Genomic DNA, 15,203 nt, shown 5'->3' with positions numbered 1-15,203 from the left:
AATATCAAGAGGTAAATTTCGACAGGATATTCTAAATTCCTTCTCTTATTAAGAATAATTGGAGAGCTCTTATCTCCATCCCCCGCATCCCGCACCTCTGACGATTCACGTCTAAGGATTACAATCCCACAGCACGGTCGAGTCCTGCCAGGATAAGGTGTAGAAGGGATATCCGGGAACAATTCCCTTATATTGATAGTGACACGCTACAGACACGATTGAGATATATTTCAATAGAATTCCTTGATTTGGATATTAGTTAATTATATAATTGTTGACGTGAAACCAATCAAGCTCTCCTTAGAAAGGAAGAAGGTGATTCTCATATGAAAATGACAAGCGCGTATTTCCAAAATTCGGTTAAAGATCTGTTAGCTTTCCAAACGCATGATTTTTCTGAGTAAAGAACTTTAGAATTACCACAAAGGGTTTACTTTTGGTAGGGTAAACCGCCAACTCTTCTCTATGTGACTAGACTTGATTGGTAACTCACAAATTACCCATAGGGCCAATAAGTTATTGCGTGGTAAACTCCAAACTTCTACTTCCTTCGAATTCTGGGGAAGGCTGACAGCCTATCCCCAGACCTGGGCGAAATGCCCTTGTAAAAATGAGGAGGAAGTTATTATGAGAAGAAGTTGGAAAAGTACTACCAAAAACTGCCTGGAGTTTGCACTATTCGCGTTGGGGTTTTATGCCTCGACACTAGGATTTGTGTGGGCTGCGCTATTGTGGATGCTGTTGTACTTCTTACATAAGAAATTATGACAATCTCATAGCTGTGGGAAGAAAAAAGAGGATCTGATCAATCCTCTTTTTTTAATGCCTTATTTATGTCTCTATAACACTCCAATTATTTTTAGAGTCTCTGCAACTGACTCGATCCCTCTGACGATTTGGCGATCTATAGACCTATCAGTTACACTACTAAATCTTCTACTTTGGTAATCCATTCGGATGATGCTTGATATTGCTTTCTTTTCTCCGCTTCAAGCTGCCGTGTCAGTTACTTTTGAGATTGATATACCTGTTCATCAGCTTTCTTGTATTCATCCGTTCCTTGCTTGTACCGATCCCTCACCCGCTTTCCACAATATCTTTTGCAGTGTGCCATCATGGACGTTGCTTTTGGAGCGGTTGCGAAAGGAAGCCGGTACCATGTGGAATTCCTTGAATTCGCGGGGCCATTACGTCCAGGTGGCAAAATCGAAATTGACGCCAAAACATTCCGAATTACTCGCTTCACAGGCGAGCTTGAAAATTCGGCTGGTGCTGCAGATCAACTTGCCAAAACCCAAATGGACACGCTCAAAGGTTCGATTGAGGAATTTAAGTCGTCCATGGAAGCTGCGGCTATTACGGTAGGGGACAAGTTTGCTCCAGCGGTACGCAGCGTTACGGATATCCCTGCTGGGTTAATCTTGTCATTTAACGATCTGGATTCAGGCACACAAAATGCCAATCAGGTCATAATGACGTCTGACGGGGTTATCCTTACAACAGACGGGGGCAGGACGCCAAGGGTCGCTATCACAGCACAGGGAATTCTAGCGGAACGTATTGTTGGTGTGCTAGGAGATTTCGTTTCACTAGTCATAGGCAGTGGGAACCTGGTAACCAAAATCAACACACAAGGGATCAGATCAGGACATGCTAACTACAGCCAAGCGCCGTTTAGAGTGGGATATGGCGGGGAATGTCGTAGCGCGGTCTATCAAACTCACAGGCGAGATCGACAACTCTACTATGATTAGTTCCTTAATCCAGGCGTCAGAATTTATCCGGCAGAGCCATCACGATATCCCAGATCTCATGTACATGCTCCTTGCTCAGCACTTCGGCTTCAGCGGATGGATGTGCATACGTCTCAGGGATCATTTCCCGGCCTGTTGAATACTCTTGTTCTGTCTGAATCGATAAGGTCTCTCCCCATAAACTGCTGCGAAAAAATCTCGATTTGCGGTATGTAAATGTCGTATTTCTTGTGATGGTCAGCAGCCATGTCTTTAATGAGCTTTCCCCGCGAAAATGGGCAATCCCGGAGTATGCTCGGATAAATACTTCCTGCGACACCTCATCTGCCAGCTCCGTGCTTTTGGTCAGAAAGTACACATAATTCCACACATCATTACCATAGTCATCCATCATGTGACTTAACGTGTAATTGTCGATCGTCTGGGCATGTGCCAGAAATTGATAGTCCAACTGTTGTTCACCTCACATAATAAGACTGAGCCCAATGGAGTTTGGTTCCCCAGTTCCCTAAATTTTTCCTTACACCATTCATTCAAGCTGCCTTCGATATTAAAATAAATAGTGTCCACACACTCTACCACAGGTAGAACATTTTCAGAGGAAATTGCTAAACAATCGCATCCTGTGATATTATACAGAACGAACGTTCAGTATAATATTATATAGAATGAACATTCAGTTTATTAACGGAGGTCAACATGAATACGAACTGGTCTCACCCGCTTGAGCAACAAACTGTACGACAGGCTTTTATACGCTATCTTGTGCCCTCAATTCTTGGCATGTTAGTCGTTGGCTTCAACTTTATTATTGATGGCATTATGGTAGGTCATAAGCTCGGCTCCACGGCTTTAGCTGGAATCGGAATTGCTTCGCCGGTCTATACGTTATTTGTTGCGATGTCGCTCTGGATCGGTATGGGCGGTGCCACACTGTATTCCACACATATGGGTGAGAAGGATCTCCTGAAGGCCAAACAGATCTTCTCCAAATCCATCACCATTATTTTGCTGGCAACTCTTGTGATTGGACTTACAGCGTTTAGCTTCAAAGACGCATTGGTCTACGCCCTTGGCGCGAATGCGGAGACCTTCCCTCATGCTGCGGATTACATGAATATTATGCTGCTGTTTGGCTTTGTATTTACGATAGAAAATGCACTGAGTATTTTTGTCCGCAATGATGGTAATCCGAATACGTCGATGTACGCACAAATTACCTTTGCTGTGGCAAATATCGTTATCAATTATGTGATGTTGTATGTACTGGAGTGGGGTGTTCGAGGCGTAGCTCTGGGGACGATTATATCGGCTTTCCTGGCTTTACTTGTTCTGTTAACTCACTTTTTCAAAAAAACAACCATCTCACCTTCACTCGTTTCAAGTGGAACTGGAAGCTGCTGTCTGCCATTGCACTTATCGGGTTTCCAAGCTTTCTAGCTGAACTCGGTATGTCCGTCTTTTCCGTTTCCCACAATGTATCACTCGAACGAATTGCAGGAACAGATGGCGTCGCATCATTTACCGTATTGAACTATATTCACGGGGTTGTCTTACTGGCATTTCTGGGGCTCGCTTCGGCTGCTCAGCCTCTCATCAGTTATTATCATGGTGCGAAGCAGAGAGATCGGGAGAAGCAGGCTGTACGTTTGGCGGGATGGACGGCTGGGATATGCGGTGTTTTGTTACTGCTCATCGTACAGATCGGTGCGTCTTACTTTGTGCAAATCTTCGGTAATTTCAGCTCGACTGTCACAGATAATGCGATCTACGGCTTAAGAATATTTACGTTTGCTTACCTCTTCATGGGGATTAACTTTGTGATGAGCACATACTTTCAATCGATTGGAAACGCCAAAATGGCGATCTGGATTACAGCCGCACGCGAGATGATCATTATGATTGCATTGATTGCACTGCTTCCTGCGTTCTTCGGCATTACAGGAATCTGGCTGGCTGTGCCGCTATCTGAGCTGCTCGTTCTCATTTCAATAACCATCTATTATAGAAAACGTTCATTGGCTGAACGATTAAGCCAGCTAAGCATCCACAATTAATCTATCGATATTGGTGCAACTAAGAAAAATTACACATACCGCTTCGATGACAGAATTACCTTGCAATCGCTGTATAGAGGTTTGAATAGTCATTTGCCCGTGCCACTTTAACGAAACAGGGTACTCCCACACCTAACTGGAGTACCCTGTTTCTATGTATTACGCTGTGCTACCCACTAGATGACCTCAAGAAAGGCTCTCTAAATTCGAATATCAAACCTACCATTGCTGTCTGTTGTGGCATTCGCAATTTGTTGCGGCGAAGCGGCTGTCATTCGATTGGCAGATGCCTCTGGTGGCGGTGCTTGTTTTTGCACAGTTGAACCGCTACTTTGAGCGCTTTGGCTAATCTGTGCCTCAATCTGCTTAATCTGCTGCTCTAGCTGCTTGGTTTTCGTTTCTTTTGTCTTCTCATCATCTTTGCTAGATTGAACCTTCTCCAGTTCGGATTCAAGTTTTGCCTTTTGTTTCTCCAGCTGGCTGGTGCTATTAGAGCTTGAAGATGATGATGTGTACGATGTGCTAGAGCTTGTCGTGGATGAGATATTCAAGGTCATTCGCCTCCTCTTATAGTGTATGTTCATAAAGATCGGACTTTATGAACAACCTCTTATAGTGACTTCACTATACCTCTTGCGGCTTTAAGACACCTTAAAGTCAACTGAAAGGTTGCTGAATGACCTCTTCCTACACATTCAAACTTTACCTGGTCTCTACATTTGAAAGAGCCTCGGTTTCGGATATTTCCAGACCGTTTGCTTCAATCACCTGACTGATCCACTTCGCGCTCTCCTTCGGGGTACGCTTTTGTGTTGTGTAATCTACGTAGACAATCCCAAACCGTTTGCTATAACCAAATGCCCATTCGAAATTGTCCAAAAAGGACCACACATAGTATCCATGCAACTGTCCGCCTTCTTGAATAAAACGATGGCAAGCGACCAGGTGATCTCGGATATACTGCTGCCTGCTCTCATCCTTAACGGCGCCATGTTCCAGCTCATCCTTCATTGCAGCGCCGTTCTCGGTAATCAGGATCGGTAGACCTTGAGTAAAATCACGCTGAACCCGCGTCAATAAGCGATATAACGAATCGGGATGGATTTCCCAACCCATATCGGTAACTGGCTCTGTGAACAGCACCTGCTCTGCCTGCAACAAGCTATGGTCAGAAGCTGCTTTTATTACGCTTCGTGCATAATAGTTGATGCCGAGGTAATCACCCGGCTGATGAATTCGTTCGAGATCCCCCTCGTGGACAAAATCCATTCCTTGCGCCTGATCACCGTACCATTCCACCATATCCTGCGGATACCTTCCATGGAAGATCGGCTCAGCGAACCAACGGTTCAGGAAGCCATCCCGCCGTGCAGCGGCGGCAACATCTTCCGAAGTATCCGAAGCAGGATCAACGTACTCCATATTCAATGTAATACCGATCTGACCAGTTAACCCCTTCTCCCGATGAAGCTCCATCGCAATACCGTGACTGAGCAAGAGGTGATGTGCTGCCGTAAACGCTTCATACCAGTTCTGGTGTCCAGGTGCATGATCTCCCGTACCATAGCCCAGAATAGAGGCACAATAAGGCTCATTAATGGTATTCCACCAGCCTACTCGTGATCCGAAACGCTCCATAACGACCGAAGCATATTCGCGAAAATGTGCCAACACCGCCCGGTTCGTCCAGCCTCCCTCATCTTCAATCCATTGTGGCAAATCCCAGTGGTACAGCGTAACCATTGGAATAAGACCTGCCTGCTCGATCTCATCTAGTAGGCGTTCATAGAACGCCAACCCTTCCTCGTTGATTACGCCAGGTGCAGTGATAATGCGTGGCCAAGCAATGGAGAAGCGGTAGTGCTTGAACCCAAGCTTTTGAATGAGCGCAATATCCTCCGGATATCGATGATAGTGGTCACACGCAATATCGCCATGATCTCCATCCACGACTTTGCCGGGTACACGGCTGAATGTATCCCACACAGACGGTACACGCCCACCTTCGTTAGCTGCTCCTTCAATCTGATAGGAGGACGTTGAAGTCCCCCACATAAAATCCGCTGGAAACGGTAGTACTTGCTTATTCATCATTCAGGTCACCCTTTCGCTGTATATCATCTTCAAGCACATCACTTCCTAAAATCAGTTCGCACGGCTTTAATTCCATTCTGATTCAACCATAAGACAGGATAAGAATTACCACTTTACGATTTCACGGCTCCTGCCATCGCACCACCTACAATAAAGCGTTGTAACACGACATATAGAACCACAAGTGGCAACGTTACGATCAAAATACCGCAAGCGAGTAACGGCCAGTTATTCATATATTGACCATAGAACGTGAACAGCCCCTTGGTAACTGGTTGATAGCTCGGATCGGACAAATAAATCGTCGGCCCTATGATGTCATTCCACACGCCAATGGCTGTCAAAATAACACCTGTAGCCAAAATAGGCTTCATCAGTGGTACAAGAATGGTGAACAGGTATCTTGTATATCCACATCCATCCATAGCTGCCGCCTCATCCAATTCACGCGAAACCGATTTGATATAACCAACAAACATGAGGAAAGCAATACCCGTTCCCGTCGTTTTCAACAAAATGTAACCGGTCTGTGTGTTATAGAGACCTAAACTATTAATCAACGAAAATTGCGGGATAAGCGGATTCGGGAGATACATCGAGATCAGGAAGAAAACGTACAAGAACGTACTGAACTTCACATATCTTCTTGCCAGCGGAAACGCCGCGAATATGGATAGAATCAAGGTCAACATCGTTGATAGCCCCGTATAGAGCACGCTATTCCACATATATTGAGAGAAATTCCCCCGTGTCCAAGCCTCTGTAAAATTCTCTAATCGGAAACCCTGAGCGAGCGCAACCGGATCAATCAAATATTCCGTCTGCGTTTTCATCGATACGTTGAATAGATAGAACAGAGGGAAAATATATAACGCCAGCATTAGCAGTACGATGATATAGCTGACAATTCGAGACCATTTGCTCTGCTTCATTACATCTCCACCTCTCTTCTGCGAAGATAGAACAAGGCCACCATCGAGATAATAAATACAAACAAGAATTGGATCATAGCCACTGCGGACGCTAAACCGTAATCCGACGTTCCACTACCAAACGCTGTAGCATATACGTCAAAGGCCAGTGTAGTCGTATTGAATTTACCGCCTGTGAGCACGTAGATGATATCAAAGGTTTGCAGTGCACCGATGATCGAAAGCAACATATTGACCGTAAAGGCCGGTGCAATCATCGGGAAGGTAATATTCTTGAACGCCTTCCAGCCAGAAGCTCCATCCATGTATCCTGCTTCGTACAGGTCACTTGGGATCGATTGCAGACCTGCGAGGAATATCGTCATCGAGTAGCCCATGTACATCCAGATCTGCACAAAGATAATTAATTCAAAGGCAATATTATAATCTCCGAAAAAGTTCGAACTCGTGCCGAAGAAGTTCAATACAGACTGTGCAGGTCCACCAAGCGGATTGGCAACAAGCTGCCAGATCAGACCCGATACCGTTACCCCAAGCACGACAGGTAAGAAGAACACTGCACGATACAGATTGTCACCACGCAGCTTCTTGTTGATTAACACGGCCATGAACAATGCGACGGCATTTTGGATAATGACGACGGCAAAGGCAAAGTACAATGACCGTCCAATCGCTGCCAGCCGATCACCGGAGTTCGAAGCCCCGAAGAACGTTGCATAATTGTCTAATCCGATAAAGTTCCAGGACTGTCCCCGCACCCCCGTAGCATCGGTGAACGAGAATAGCACAGTGACAACTGATGGCCCAAAGCCAAACACAATATATAGTAATAAGGGGACACTCAAAAATAAGTACGGAATAAGGCGAGCTTTTCCTTTTCCAAAGGGATACATATGACTCACACCTTTCATCTGGTGATACGATCTATTCAAATAACGCCGGGATAACAGCCCGGCTCACCCGAAGGTATTGACCCTGAGCGCTATTCCGGCGCATTCGACACAATTACCGTACCTGATGTGCTAATTAAACGTTCAATATAAGTTCAATTAAAGAATATTTACACTAACCACTCCGATGACAGAATAACTTTCCGATCGCTGTTATCCCCAGATTTTTTTGATTCCCTTCTTCAAAGGGAAAATCCGGTGAGAGCTTATGCTTCCGATGCAGCTTTCTTTCAGAAAGCTTTGAGGCGAAGCGTATCCTTTCGAAGTAGCTTTCTTACAGAAAACTTGTAGCTCCGCTTCTTCATGTTATTTCTGTCCTCTCCGTTCTCGTGTAAAAAGTTTAGTTAAACTTATATACTTCATTTACTTTATTTAGGCGCTGCCGCATCCCAGTCTGCCTGGGATTTTGCTGCAAGCTCCTCTGGTGTGTTAAGTGGTCCTGCTGGCTTCAACAGCTCTGCGTGCACACTGGATTCAGCAATGTACTGTCCTACATTTTGACGGTTGATGAATAGCTGATCCCATGAGAGCTTAAAGTTGTCGAGATAAGGCTGAATTTCTTTGATGAATTCACTAGTCAGAGCGACGTCAGGTTGAGTCGGTAGGAAGCCCGCTGCATTGACAAAGTCTGTGTAGTTTTGTTTCTCAGACAACATCTCAAGCCACTTCAGTGCATATTCCTTCTTCGGTGATTTCTCAACAACCATCCAAGTCATATCATATTTACCGGCCAAATCTTTGTTTTTCGCTGCATCATCACTACCTGGAATAGGGAAATACCCGAACTTCAGATTAGGATTCGCTGTTTGAATCGTTGTTGCATCCCATGTACCATCAGCAATCATCGCAACGCGCTCTGTCGCAAACAATGTTGGCAGTGTACCATAGTCAATTCCCATAAAGCCGTTCATTGCACTGTTCATCAGATCCTGAGACTTCTGAAGCACTTCAATCTGTACTGAATCGGTCAGTTTAGTCTCTCCTGTCCACAATCCCTGGATATAACTCAATTGATCATCGTGAATGGAAGCTTGCAGTCCTTGTACCGCAAGGTTAATTGGCCATACATCTTTTCCTGCGAAGCCAAGTGGCTCTACGCCATTATCCTTAAGCACCTTAATTACATTTTGAAGCTCAGTCCACGTTGTTGGAACTTGAAGGTTATATTTAGCGAATAAGTCCTTGTTGTAGAACAAACCTGTGAATGCCACCTTACCCATGTTCACGCCATACACCTTGTCGTTGTACGTCATTGCATTCTGTACATCAACTTCATTGTAGTTTTTCACAAATGCTTGGTCAGACAGATCAGCGATTAACCCAGCATCAATCCATTGCTTCCACATTGGATCAGCTGCTCCTGGAGACCAGTCCTGTGGTGCGCCAACGAAGCTAGATTTCAGCGGGATAATATCCGCATCCCCTGATTCACCAGCATTCATCCGCGTCTGCATCAGTTGATCATACGTTGCATCGGCTGGAACCGTCGTATATTCAACCTTTACCTCAGGATACTTTTCTTCAAATTTCTTATTGAACTCCTTGATGTAGTTGTTAATATTCTCTTGCTGCCAGTGAATGATCTTAAGCGTGACCTTCTCTTTGCCGCCTTCCGTAGACGAGCCTCCCGCCGTCTCCTCTGCATTGCTACAAGCTGCAAGAACCAAAATTAAAACGGTTACAAATGACATCATTAAAAATTTTCTGAACATGTCTGTGTCCCCCAATGATTTTGAGATAATGTTAACGAAATCAGTTTCGTTGATTACTCACTCATTATGAATGCGACTTCATATTTTGTAAATAGTGGATTTTTATTTTTTTCCAAAAATAAGATAAAAACCTTGTTAAATAAGGAATTTTTTAAATAATCACTTCAAGTTACACCAAACTAAAAAAACCGAAAACCCATCTAAACACATACGAGATTACATATACTTCAGTCATCTAACAAGTTGCTTTTTGCAGACAAACCTTATAGTAATACTGATAAAAGCACTACTGTTTCGTAAAAAAACTCTATAATTCTACTAGGACCCTGCCGTTTCTTCTGATTAACAAAGCTATTTATATTCATAAACCTGAAGCATATATAGAGTGTTGTCCCTTATTTATAAGGTGTAACGGTTGACTCAGCTGGCATTGTAGCATAAAATACAGGCAGGAAAGTGAAAACTTACACAACTAAATCTAGCGAAACCAGTTTAGAAGCCGGAGGATGTTTAATGAATATCAAAACGATTGCCAATATAGCCGGCGTCTCTGTGGCGACAGTCTCCAAAATAATCAATAACTATTCCGATATTAGCGAAGAGACCCGTCAGCGTGTACTTAAAATTATGGATGAGAACGGGTATCGTCCTTCCTCCTCTGCCAAAACACTGGCTACCAAGAAATCCAATCTTGTTGGTGTTGTATTCGCCGGTAAGCTCAATGTGGATTTCAGCCACCCATTCTTCGTGCAAGTCATTAACACATTTAAGAAACAAATAGGCTTGCTCGGTTATGATCTGCTCTTCTTTTCTAACGAAAAGTTTCTTGATCAGGGAGAAGATTATTTAGCTAGATCCAAATATTTTCAAGTGGATGGCTGCATCATCATTGCGGGTGATGAAGTGGAAAGTAGTGTGTACGACCTGGATGCAAGTCCAATTCCCTGCATTGGCATTGACATTGAATTAACGGGGCAAGGTTCTTGTTACATCATGTCAGACAATGAGAAAATCTCACCAAAGGTCGTTGAGCATTTCTATATGAACGGTTACCGGGACATTGGCTTTATCGGTCTACAGCGTGCCTCACTCGTCATGCAGCAGCGTGAAGATGCCTTCAAGCGTTCACTTAAACAGTTTAGTCTGGATACCAAGCCTGAATGGATGGTGTACAGCAAGGATTATGCTGCTGAGGATGGCTACCAAGCTGCGAAGGAAATGCTGGCTCGTGGCGAGCTGCCTCGTGCTGTATTTGCAGCCACAGATCTCTTGGCATTCGGCGCGATGCGCGCCTTCAAGGAAGCAGGACTTCGTATTCCTGAAGACATTGCCATTGCGGGATGTGACGATATTGAAGCTTGCCGTTACACAGATCCACCGCTGACTACAGTCAAGCAAGATACCGACAAGATTGGACGCCTGGCCGCTATGATTCTTTTTGACTTGATGAACAAGCAAATGGATAATCAATGCATCAAAGTGGAGCCAGAGCTTGTTGTACGCCAATCTTGCGGCGTCATGCTTCCTGGTATTGACGGTTAGTCACGCAAATGCAATTCACACCTAGCACACGTCGCTCCGCTTCATAACGAGAGTAGTTAACTATATTAACCTTTGACTAGGTTAACTGTGTCTATGCTCATATAGGCGGATTATCTTATCTTCACACATCACAAAAAAGAAGATCATAAACGCGAATTCGTTTACGATCTTCTATGGGTATTATACGATTCCACAACGTAAGTTTTACGAGCATGCTAACAATCCTTCATCCCCACCAATCACTGATTTTTTTGAGGTTTTTGGTTTTTGGTTTTTGGTTTTCAGATGTTTAATCTCAGTTTTAAGTTTTTAAAATTTATCCACTCTGATCTTTTCTTCTATCTTCTATCAAGTTGGATCTCAAGTTCTTTTCACTCAGGTTAGTCCACTTAGACTTTCTACTGAATTGAGTTATATTCATCTCCTAAATCCTAAGGCAGGTCTAGTCCTCGCTGTGAAGGAACTCAAGAAATTCAATGATGATCTCTGATGCTGCATCTTCAGGTGGCAAATAGATAAACTGACTTAATCTTCGAATGTCTGAGTTAAACAATTGGAGCAGTTCAACTGTAGCTTGGGGATCTTTATTTCTTGTTGCTGCTAACAGTTCTATGAACTTACTTTCTGAGATAACAGATTCAACATTTTCCTCTTCCATTTGTTCACCGCCTGTTGGCTTATATTCAAGTGACTGGCTACCTCTGCCTCCGTATACCCTTGGAAATAAATTTTATGCAGTATTTCCCTCCCATTCATAGGAAGCGTGTTAATAAGCTGTTCGATGATAATACGATCATCCACCGGTACTGTGAAGCTTTGATTGAAGGCCTCACCATCATACATAGGCAACTCCCGCTGTTTAATTTTTCTCGCCCTATACTGTACTCGCCATCCAATTCTATAAATTTCCCTCCTATATCTCTCGAAAACTGTTTGCTCATTTTGCAATGGAATAATCACTCCTTTTCGTTCTTATCTCGTACACCTATAGGGTAAATAAATCAGGTACTCCACAACCAAAATAAGAACATTTGTTCCTATTATTATATCATTATTTTACAATTATTTCTGCTAAAATGATGTAATTTCATCAATTTAAATATCTATCATTTCCCATATGCGTGTCCCCTTCTTCCCGCTGTTTTCCACATGCTCTCCTGTTCTTATTGGATAATGCGGGTAGAATTCCGTGCTATGTGTGAAGCCTAATTTTTCTAAAGCCTACGTATAGAAGGTTTGTAGCTGCGCTTACTCAGATTGGCTTTTTAGCTTTCGTTCCACACCTGTAAATATTCAGTTCCAGCACAAAAAAGCCACTCATTCTGACTCATTGGATCTCGGTCATGTGATATGGCTTCAAAAAGTGATTATCTAAAAAAGTTTAAGAAACGGGTTGTAACTCCTTGTTTAAATTCCCCTATATATGCAAGGACAAAAACACAGAAAAAGGAGAGAATTATTATGGCAAACTATGAATACTATTCTTGGAAACACATCCCGGCGGCAATCGTGGAGCAGCACGTGATTAAAACCCCACTAAGTAACATTAAATCTGAAACGGTGCTTCGACCACTGAACAAAACATCTCATGTGGGCATTAATGGCGGGTTCTTCGAAGCAACTCAAGGCTACAGCAGCCCTCCAACCGGAGGTTCCTCCATTATCTATGTCAAAGGGGAGGAGAATCAGACCGTTACCTATGAAGGTCGAACGCTGAAAAAGAACTATCTCTCGAACACTTCGGTGAGTGGTAACGAAATTTCGCGTAAAACAGCTGTTTTCTATAAAGACATGAACGGTTCACTTAAAGCCACACATCTATATGTCAAAAACCTCAATGAGGTATACGCCTATTATCCCAAATCAACGGTGGAGATGGTCATTGGCGGTAATGATTACAACCTGGAGAACTGGGGTGGTTCCTCTATAAAAGGCGAGCTTGGATACTACCTGTCCATTCCAAGAACGATCTTAGCCTGGAAAAACAATGATGCTTACCTCATTGCAGGACAGGGAAGTGTTCCATTCATGCGAGATATTATGGATGATCTCGGTTTGAATGCAGTGAATTCCATCATGCTCGATGGATCAGGCTCTACCCAGATGCAAATCAATAATCCCAAACGTAATCCAGTAAATAGTAGTCGTTATGTATACAACATGATTCGCGTAATAACCCCTTAAAATCTTTGATCACAATAATAAATAAGAAAAAAGCACATTCGAAATTAATCGAATGTGCTTTTTAGTTGCTTGGCGGCGTCCTACTCTCCCAGGACCCTGCGGTCCAAGTACCATCGGCGCTAGAGGGCTTAACGGTCGTGTTCGGGATGGGTACGTGTGGAACCCCTCCGCCATCGCCACCAAACGCGTAGCTTACATTTCAGAGTATTTGTTCTCTGAAAACTAGATTCGAAACGAAAGTCTGCGATTAGAACGTGCTAATTGGATAAGCCCTCGACCGATTAGTACTGGTCAGCTCCATGCATTACTGCACTTCCACCCCCAGCCTATCTACCTCGTCGTCTTCAAGGGGTCTTACATACTGGGAAATCTCATCTTGAGGGGGGCTTCACGCTTAGATGCTTTCAGCGCTTATCCCGTCCGTACATAGCTACCCAGCGGTGCTCCTGGCGGAACAACTGGTACACCAGCGGTACGTCCATCCCGGTCCTCTCGTACTAAGGACAGCTCCTCTCAAATTTCCTACGCCCACGACAGATAGGGACCGAACTGTCTCACGACGTTCTGAACCCAGCTCGCGTACCGCTTTAATGGGCGAACAGCCCAACCCTTGGGACCTACTTCAGCCCCAGGATGCGATGAGCCGACATCGAGGTGCCAAACCTCCCCGTCGATGTGGACTCTTGGGGGAGATAAGCCTGTTATCCCCAGGGTAGCTTTTATCCGTTGAGCGATGGCCCTTCCATGCGGTACCACCGGATCACTAAGCCCGACTTTCGTCCCTGCTCGACTTGTAGGTCTCGCAGTCAAGCTCCCTTATGCCTTTGCACTCTTCGAATGATTTCCAACCATTCTGAGGGAACCTTTGGGCGCCTCCGTTACTCTTTAGGAGGCGACCGCCCCAGTCAAACTGCCCACCTGACACTGTCCCCGCACCGGATTACGGTACCAGGTTAGAACCTAGATACGATCAGGGTGGTATCCCAACGGTGCCTCCACCGAAGCTGGCGCTCCGGCTTCAAAGGCTCCCACCTATCCTGTACAGATCGTACCCAAATTCAATATCAAGCTGCAGTAAAGCTCCATGGGGTCTTTCCGTCTTGTCGCGGGTAACCTGCATCTTCACAGGTATTAAAATTTCACCGGATCTCTCGTTGAGACAGCGCCCAAGTCGTTACGCCATTCGTGCGGGTCAGAATTTACCTGACAAGGAATTTCGCTACCTTAGGACCGTTATAGTTACGGCCGCCGTTTACTGGGGCTTCGGTTCACAGCTTCGGACTAGTCCTAACCGCTCCCCTTAACCTTCCAGCACCGGGCAGGCGTCAGCCCGTATACTTCGCCTTACGGCTTCGCACAGACCTGTGTTTTTGCTAAACAGTCGCTTGGGCCTTTTCACTGCGGCCCCCTCGTGCTATTCACACTACCGGGGCACCCCTTCTCCCGAAGTTACGGGGTCATTTTGCCGAGTTCCTTAACGAGAGTTCTTCCGCGCGCCTTAGAATTCTCTTCTCGCCTACCTGTGTCGGTTTGCGGTACGGGCACCATCACCTGGCTAGAGGCTTTTCTTGGCAGTGTGAGATCATGACCTTCGCTACTGTAATTTTCACTCCCCATCACAGCCCAGCCTTAACGATGTGCGGATTTGCCTACACATCAGCCTCACTGCTTGGACAGGCATCCATCAGCCTGCGTCACTACCCTACTGCGTCCCCCCATTGCTCATAACGGCTTACGGTGGTACAGGAATTTCGACCTGTTGTCCTTCGACTACGCCTTTCGGCCTCGCCTTAGGTCCCGACTTACCCTGAGTGGACGAGCCTTCCTCAGGAACCCTTAGGCTTTCGGCGGATCAGATTCTCACTGATCTTTTCGTTACTCATACCGGCATTCTCACTTGTATAATGTCCAGCGCTCCTTACGGTACACCTTCAACCCTTATACAACGCTCCCCTACCCCTGATCATAAGATCAAGCC

General features: G+C 44.8%; 12 protein-coding genes, 2 rRNA genes and 1 pseudogene (1 of these 15 only partly in view). 5 read left to right on the top strand and 10 right to left on the bottom strand.

Translation table 11 applies throughout. From position 1 onward, the window contains the following. Positions 1-627 precede the first annotated feature (627 nt). Both DMB88_RS30115 and DMB88_RS03195 read left to right on the top strand, forming a co-directional pair. Positions 628-768 carry a hypothetical protein gene (locus DMB88_RS30115; RefSeq protein WP_164848595.1) on the top strand — a complete coding sequence of 47 codons (141 nt, stop codon included), beginning with the start codon at positions 628-630 and terminating at the stop codon, positions 766-768. A 347-nt stretch (positions 769-1,115) separates the two neighbouring features. Next, positions 1,116-1,754: a phage tail tape measure protein gene (locus tag DMB88_RS03195; protein WP_128100173.1), complete on the top strand. Its 639-nt coding sequence runs from the start codon at positions 1,116-1,118 to the stop codon at positions 1,752-1,754. 16 nt (positions 1,755-1,770) lie between these two features. Here the strand turns inward: DMB88_RS03195 and DMB88_RS03190 are convergent, their stop codons facing one another. After that, positions 1,771-2,205 (bottom strand): RNA polymerase sigma factor, encoded by a 435-nt coding sequence (locus tag DMB88_RS03190; protein WP_128100172.1) that lies wholly within the window; start codon positions 2,203-2,205, stop codon positions 1,771-1,773. A gap of 248 nt (positions 2,206-2,453) precedes the next feature. Here DMB88_RS03190 and DMB88_RS03185 point away from each other — a divergent pair. Next, a pseudogene (locus DMB88_RS03185) lies at positions 2,454-3,811 on the top strand (MATE family efflux transporter). 200 nt (positions 3,812-4,011) lie between these two features. On the opposite strand, the gene DMB88_RS03180 reads toward DMB88_RS03185, so the two are convergent. From DMB88_RS03180 to DMB88_RS03160, 5 genes are all read right to left on the bottom strand, one after another. Next, entirely contained in the window at positions 4,012-4,362 is a 351-nt protein-coding gene (locus DMB88_RS03180; protein ID WP_128100171.1) for a FlxA-like family protein, read from the bottom strand. 151 nt (positions 4,363-4,513) lie between these two features. Then, complete coding sequence (locus DMB88_RS03175; RefSeq protein WP_128104291.1) at positions 4,514-5,902, bottom strand: GH1 family beta-glucosidase; 1,389 nt, start codon at positions 5,900-5,902, stop codon at positions 4,514-4,516. 116 nt (positions 5,903-6,018) lie between these two features. Continuing rightward, complete coding sequence (locus DMB88_RS03170; protein WP_128100170.1) at positions 6,019-6,837, bottom strand: carbohydrate ABC transporter permease; 819 nt, start codon at positions 6,835-6,837, stop codon at positions 6,019-6,021. Then, the gene (locus tag DMB88_RS03165; RefSeq protein ID WP_128100169.1) at positions 6,837-7,730 is read right to left on the bottom strand and encodes a carbohydrate ABC transporter permease; all 894 of its coding nucleotides are present in this window, start codon (positions 7,728-7,730) and stop codon (positions 6,837-6,839) included. The genes DMB88_RS03170 and DMB88_RS03165 overlap by 1 nt, the downstream gene beginning before the upstream one ends. Before the next feature lie 425 nt (positions 7,731-8,155). Further along, positions 8,156-9,499 (bottom strand): ABC transporter substrate-binding protein, encoded by a 1,344-nt coding sequence (locus DMB88_RS03160; protein WP_128100168.1) that lies wholly within the window; start codon positions 9,497-9,499, stop codon positions 8,156-8,158. 513 nt (positions 9,500-10,012) lie between these two features. Between DMB88_RS03160 and DMB88_RS03155 the strand changes: the two genes are divergently transcribed. After that, positions 10,013-11,041, top strand: a complete 1,029-nt coding sequence (locus DMB88_RS03155; protein WP_128100167.1) for a LacI family DNA-binding transcriptional regulator — start codon at positions 10,013-10,015, stop codon at positions 11,039-11,041. A 442-nt stretch (positions 11,042-11,483) separates the two neighbouring features. On the opposite strand, the gene DMB88_RS03150 is transcribed toward DMB88_RS03155, so the two are convergent. Together DMB88_RS03150 and DMB88_RS30705 are read right to left on the bottom strand one after the other, a co-directional pair. Beyond that, positions 11,484-11,699: a hypothetical protein gene (locus tag DMB88_RS03150; RefSeq protein WP_128100166.1), complete on the bottom strand. Its 216-nt coding sequence runs from the start codon at positions 11,697-11,699 to the stop codon at positions 11,484-11,486. Next, positions 11,651-11,797 carry a terminase gpP N-terminus-related DNA-binding protein gene (locus tag DMB88_RS30705; RefSeq protein ID WP_251384550.1) on the bottom strand — a complete coding sequence of 49 codons (147 nt, stop codon included), beginning with the start codon at positions 11,795-11,797 and terminating at the stop codon, positions 11,651-11,653. The genes DMB88_RS03150 and DMB88_RS30705 overlap by 49 nt, the downstream gene beginning before the upstream one ends. Positions 11,798-12,502: 705 nt before the next feature. Between DMB88_RS30705 and DMB88_RS03140 the strand changes: the two genes are divergently transcribed. Continuing rightward, positions 12,503-13,225: a phosphodiester glycosidase family protein gene (locus tag DMB88_RS03140; protein WP_164848594.1), complete on the top strand. Its 723-nt coding sequence runs from the start codon at positions 12,503-12,505 to the stop codon at positions 13,223-13,225. 67 nt (positions 13,226-13,292) lie between these two features. On the opposite strand, the gene rrf is transcribed toward DMB88_RS03140, so the two are convergent. After that, positions 13,293-13,409, bottom strand: a 5S ribosomal RNA gene (gene rrf, locus DMB88_RS03135). A 77-nt stretch (positions 13,410-13,486) separates the two neighbouring features. Further along, positions 13,487-15,203: ribosomal RNA gene (locus DMB88_RS03130) — 23S ribosomal RNA — on the bottom strand (it continues 1,208 nt past the right edge of the window).

The sequence above is a fragment of the Paenibacillus sp. DCT19 genome, from assembly GCF_003268635.1.
Taxonomy (GTDB): Bacteria; Bacillota; Bacilli; order Paenibacillales; family Paenibacillaceae; genus Paenibacillus.
The sequence above is the reverse complement of the archived record's forward strand: the minus strand, read 5'-3'. Positions and strand labels throughout refer to the sequence as shown.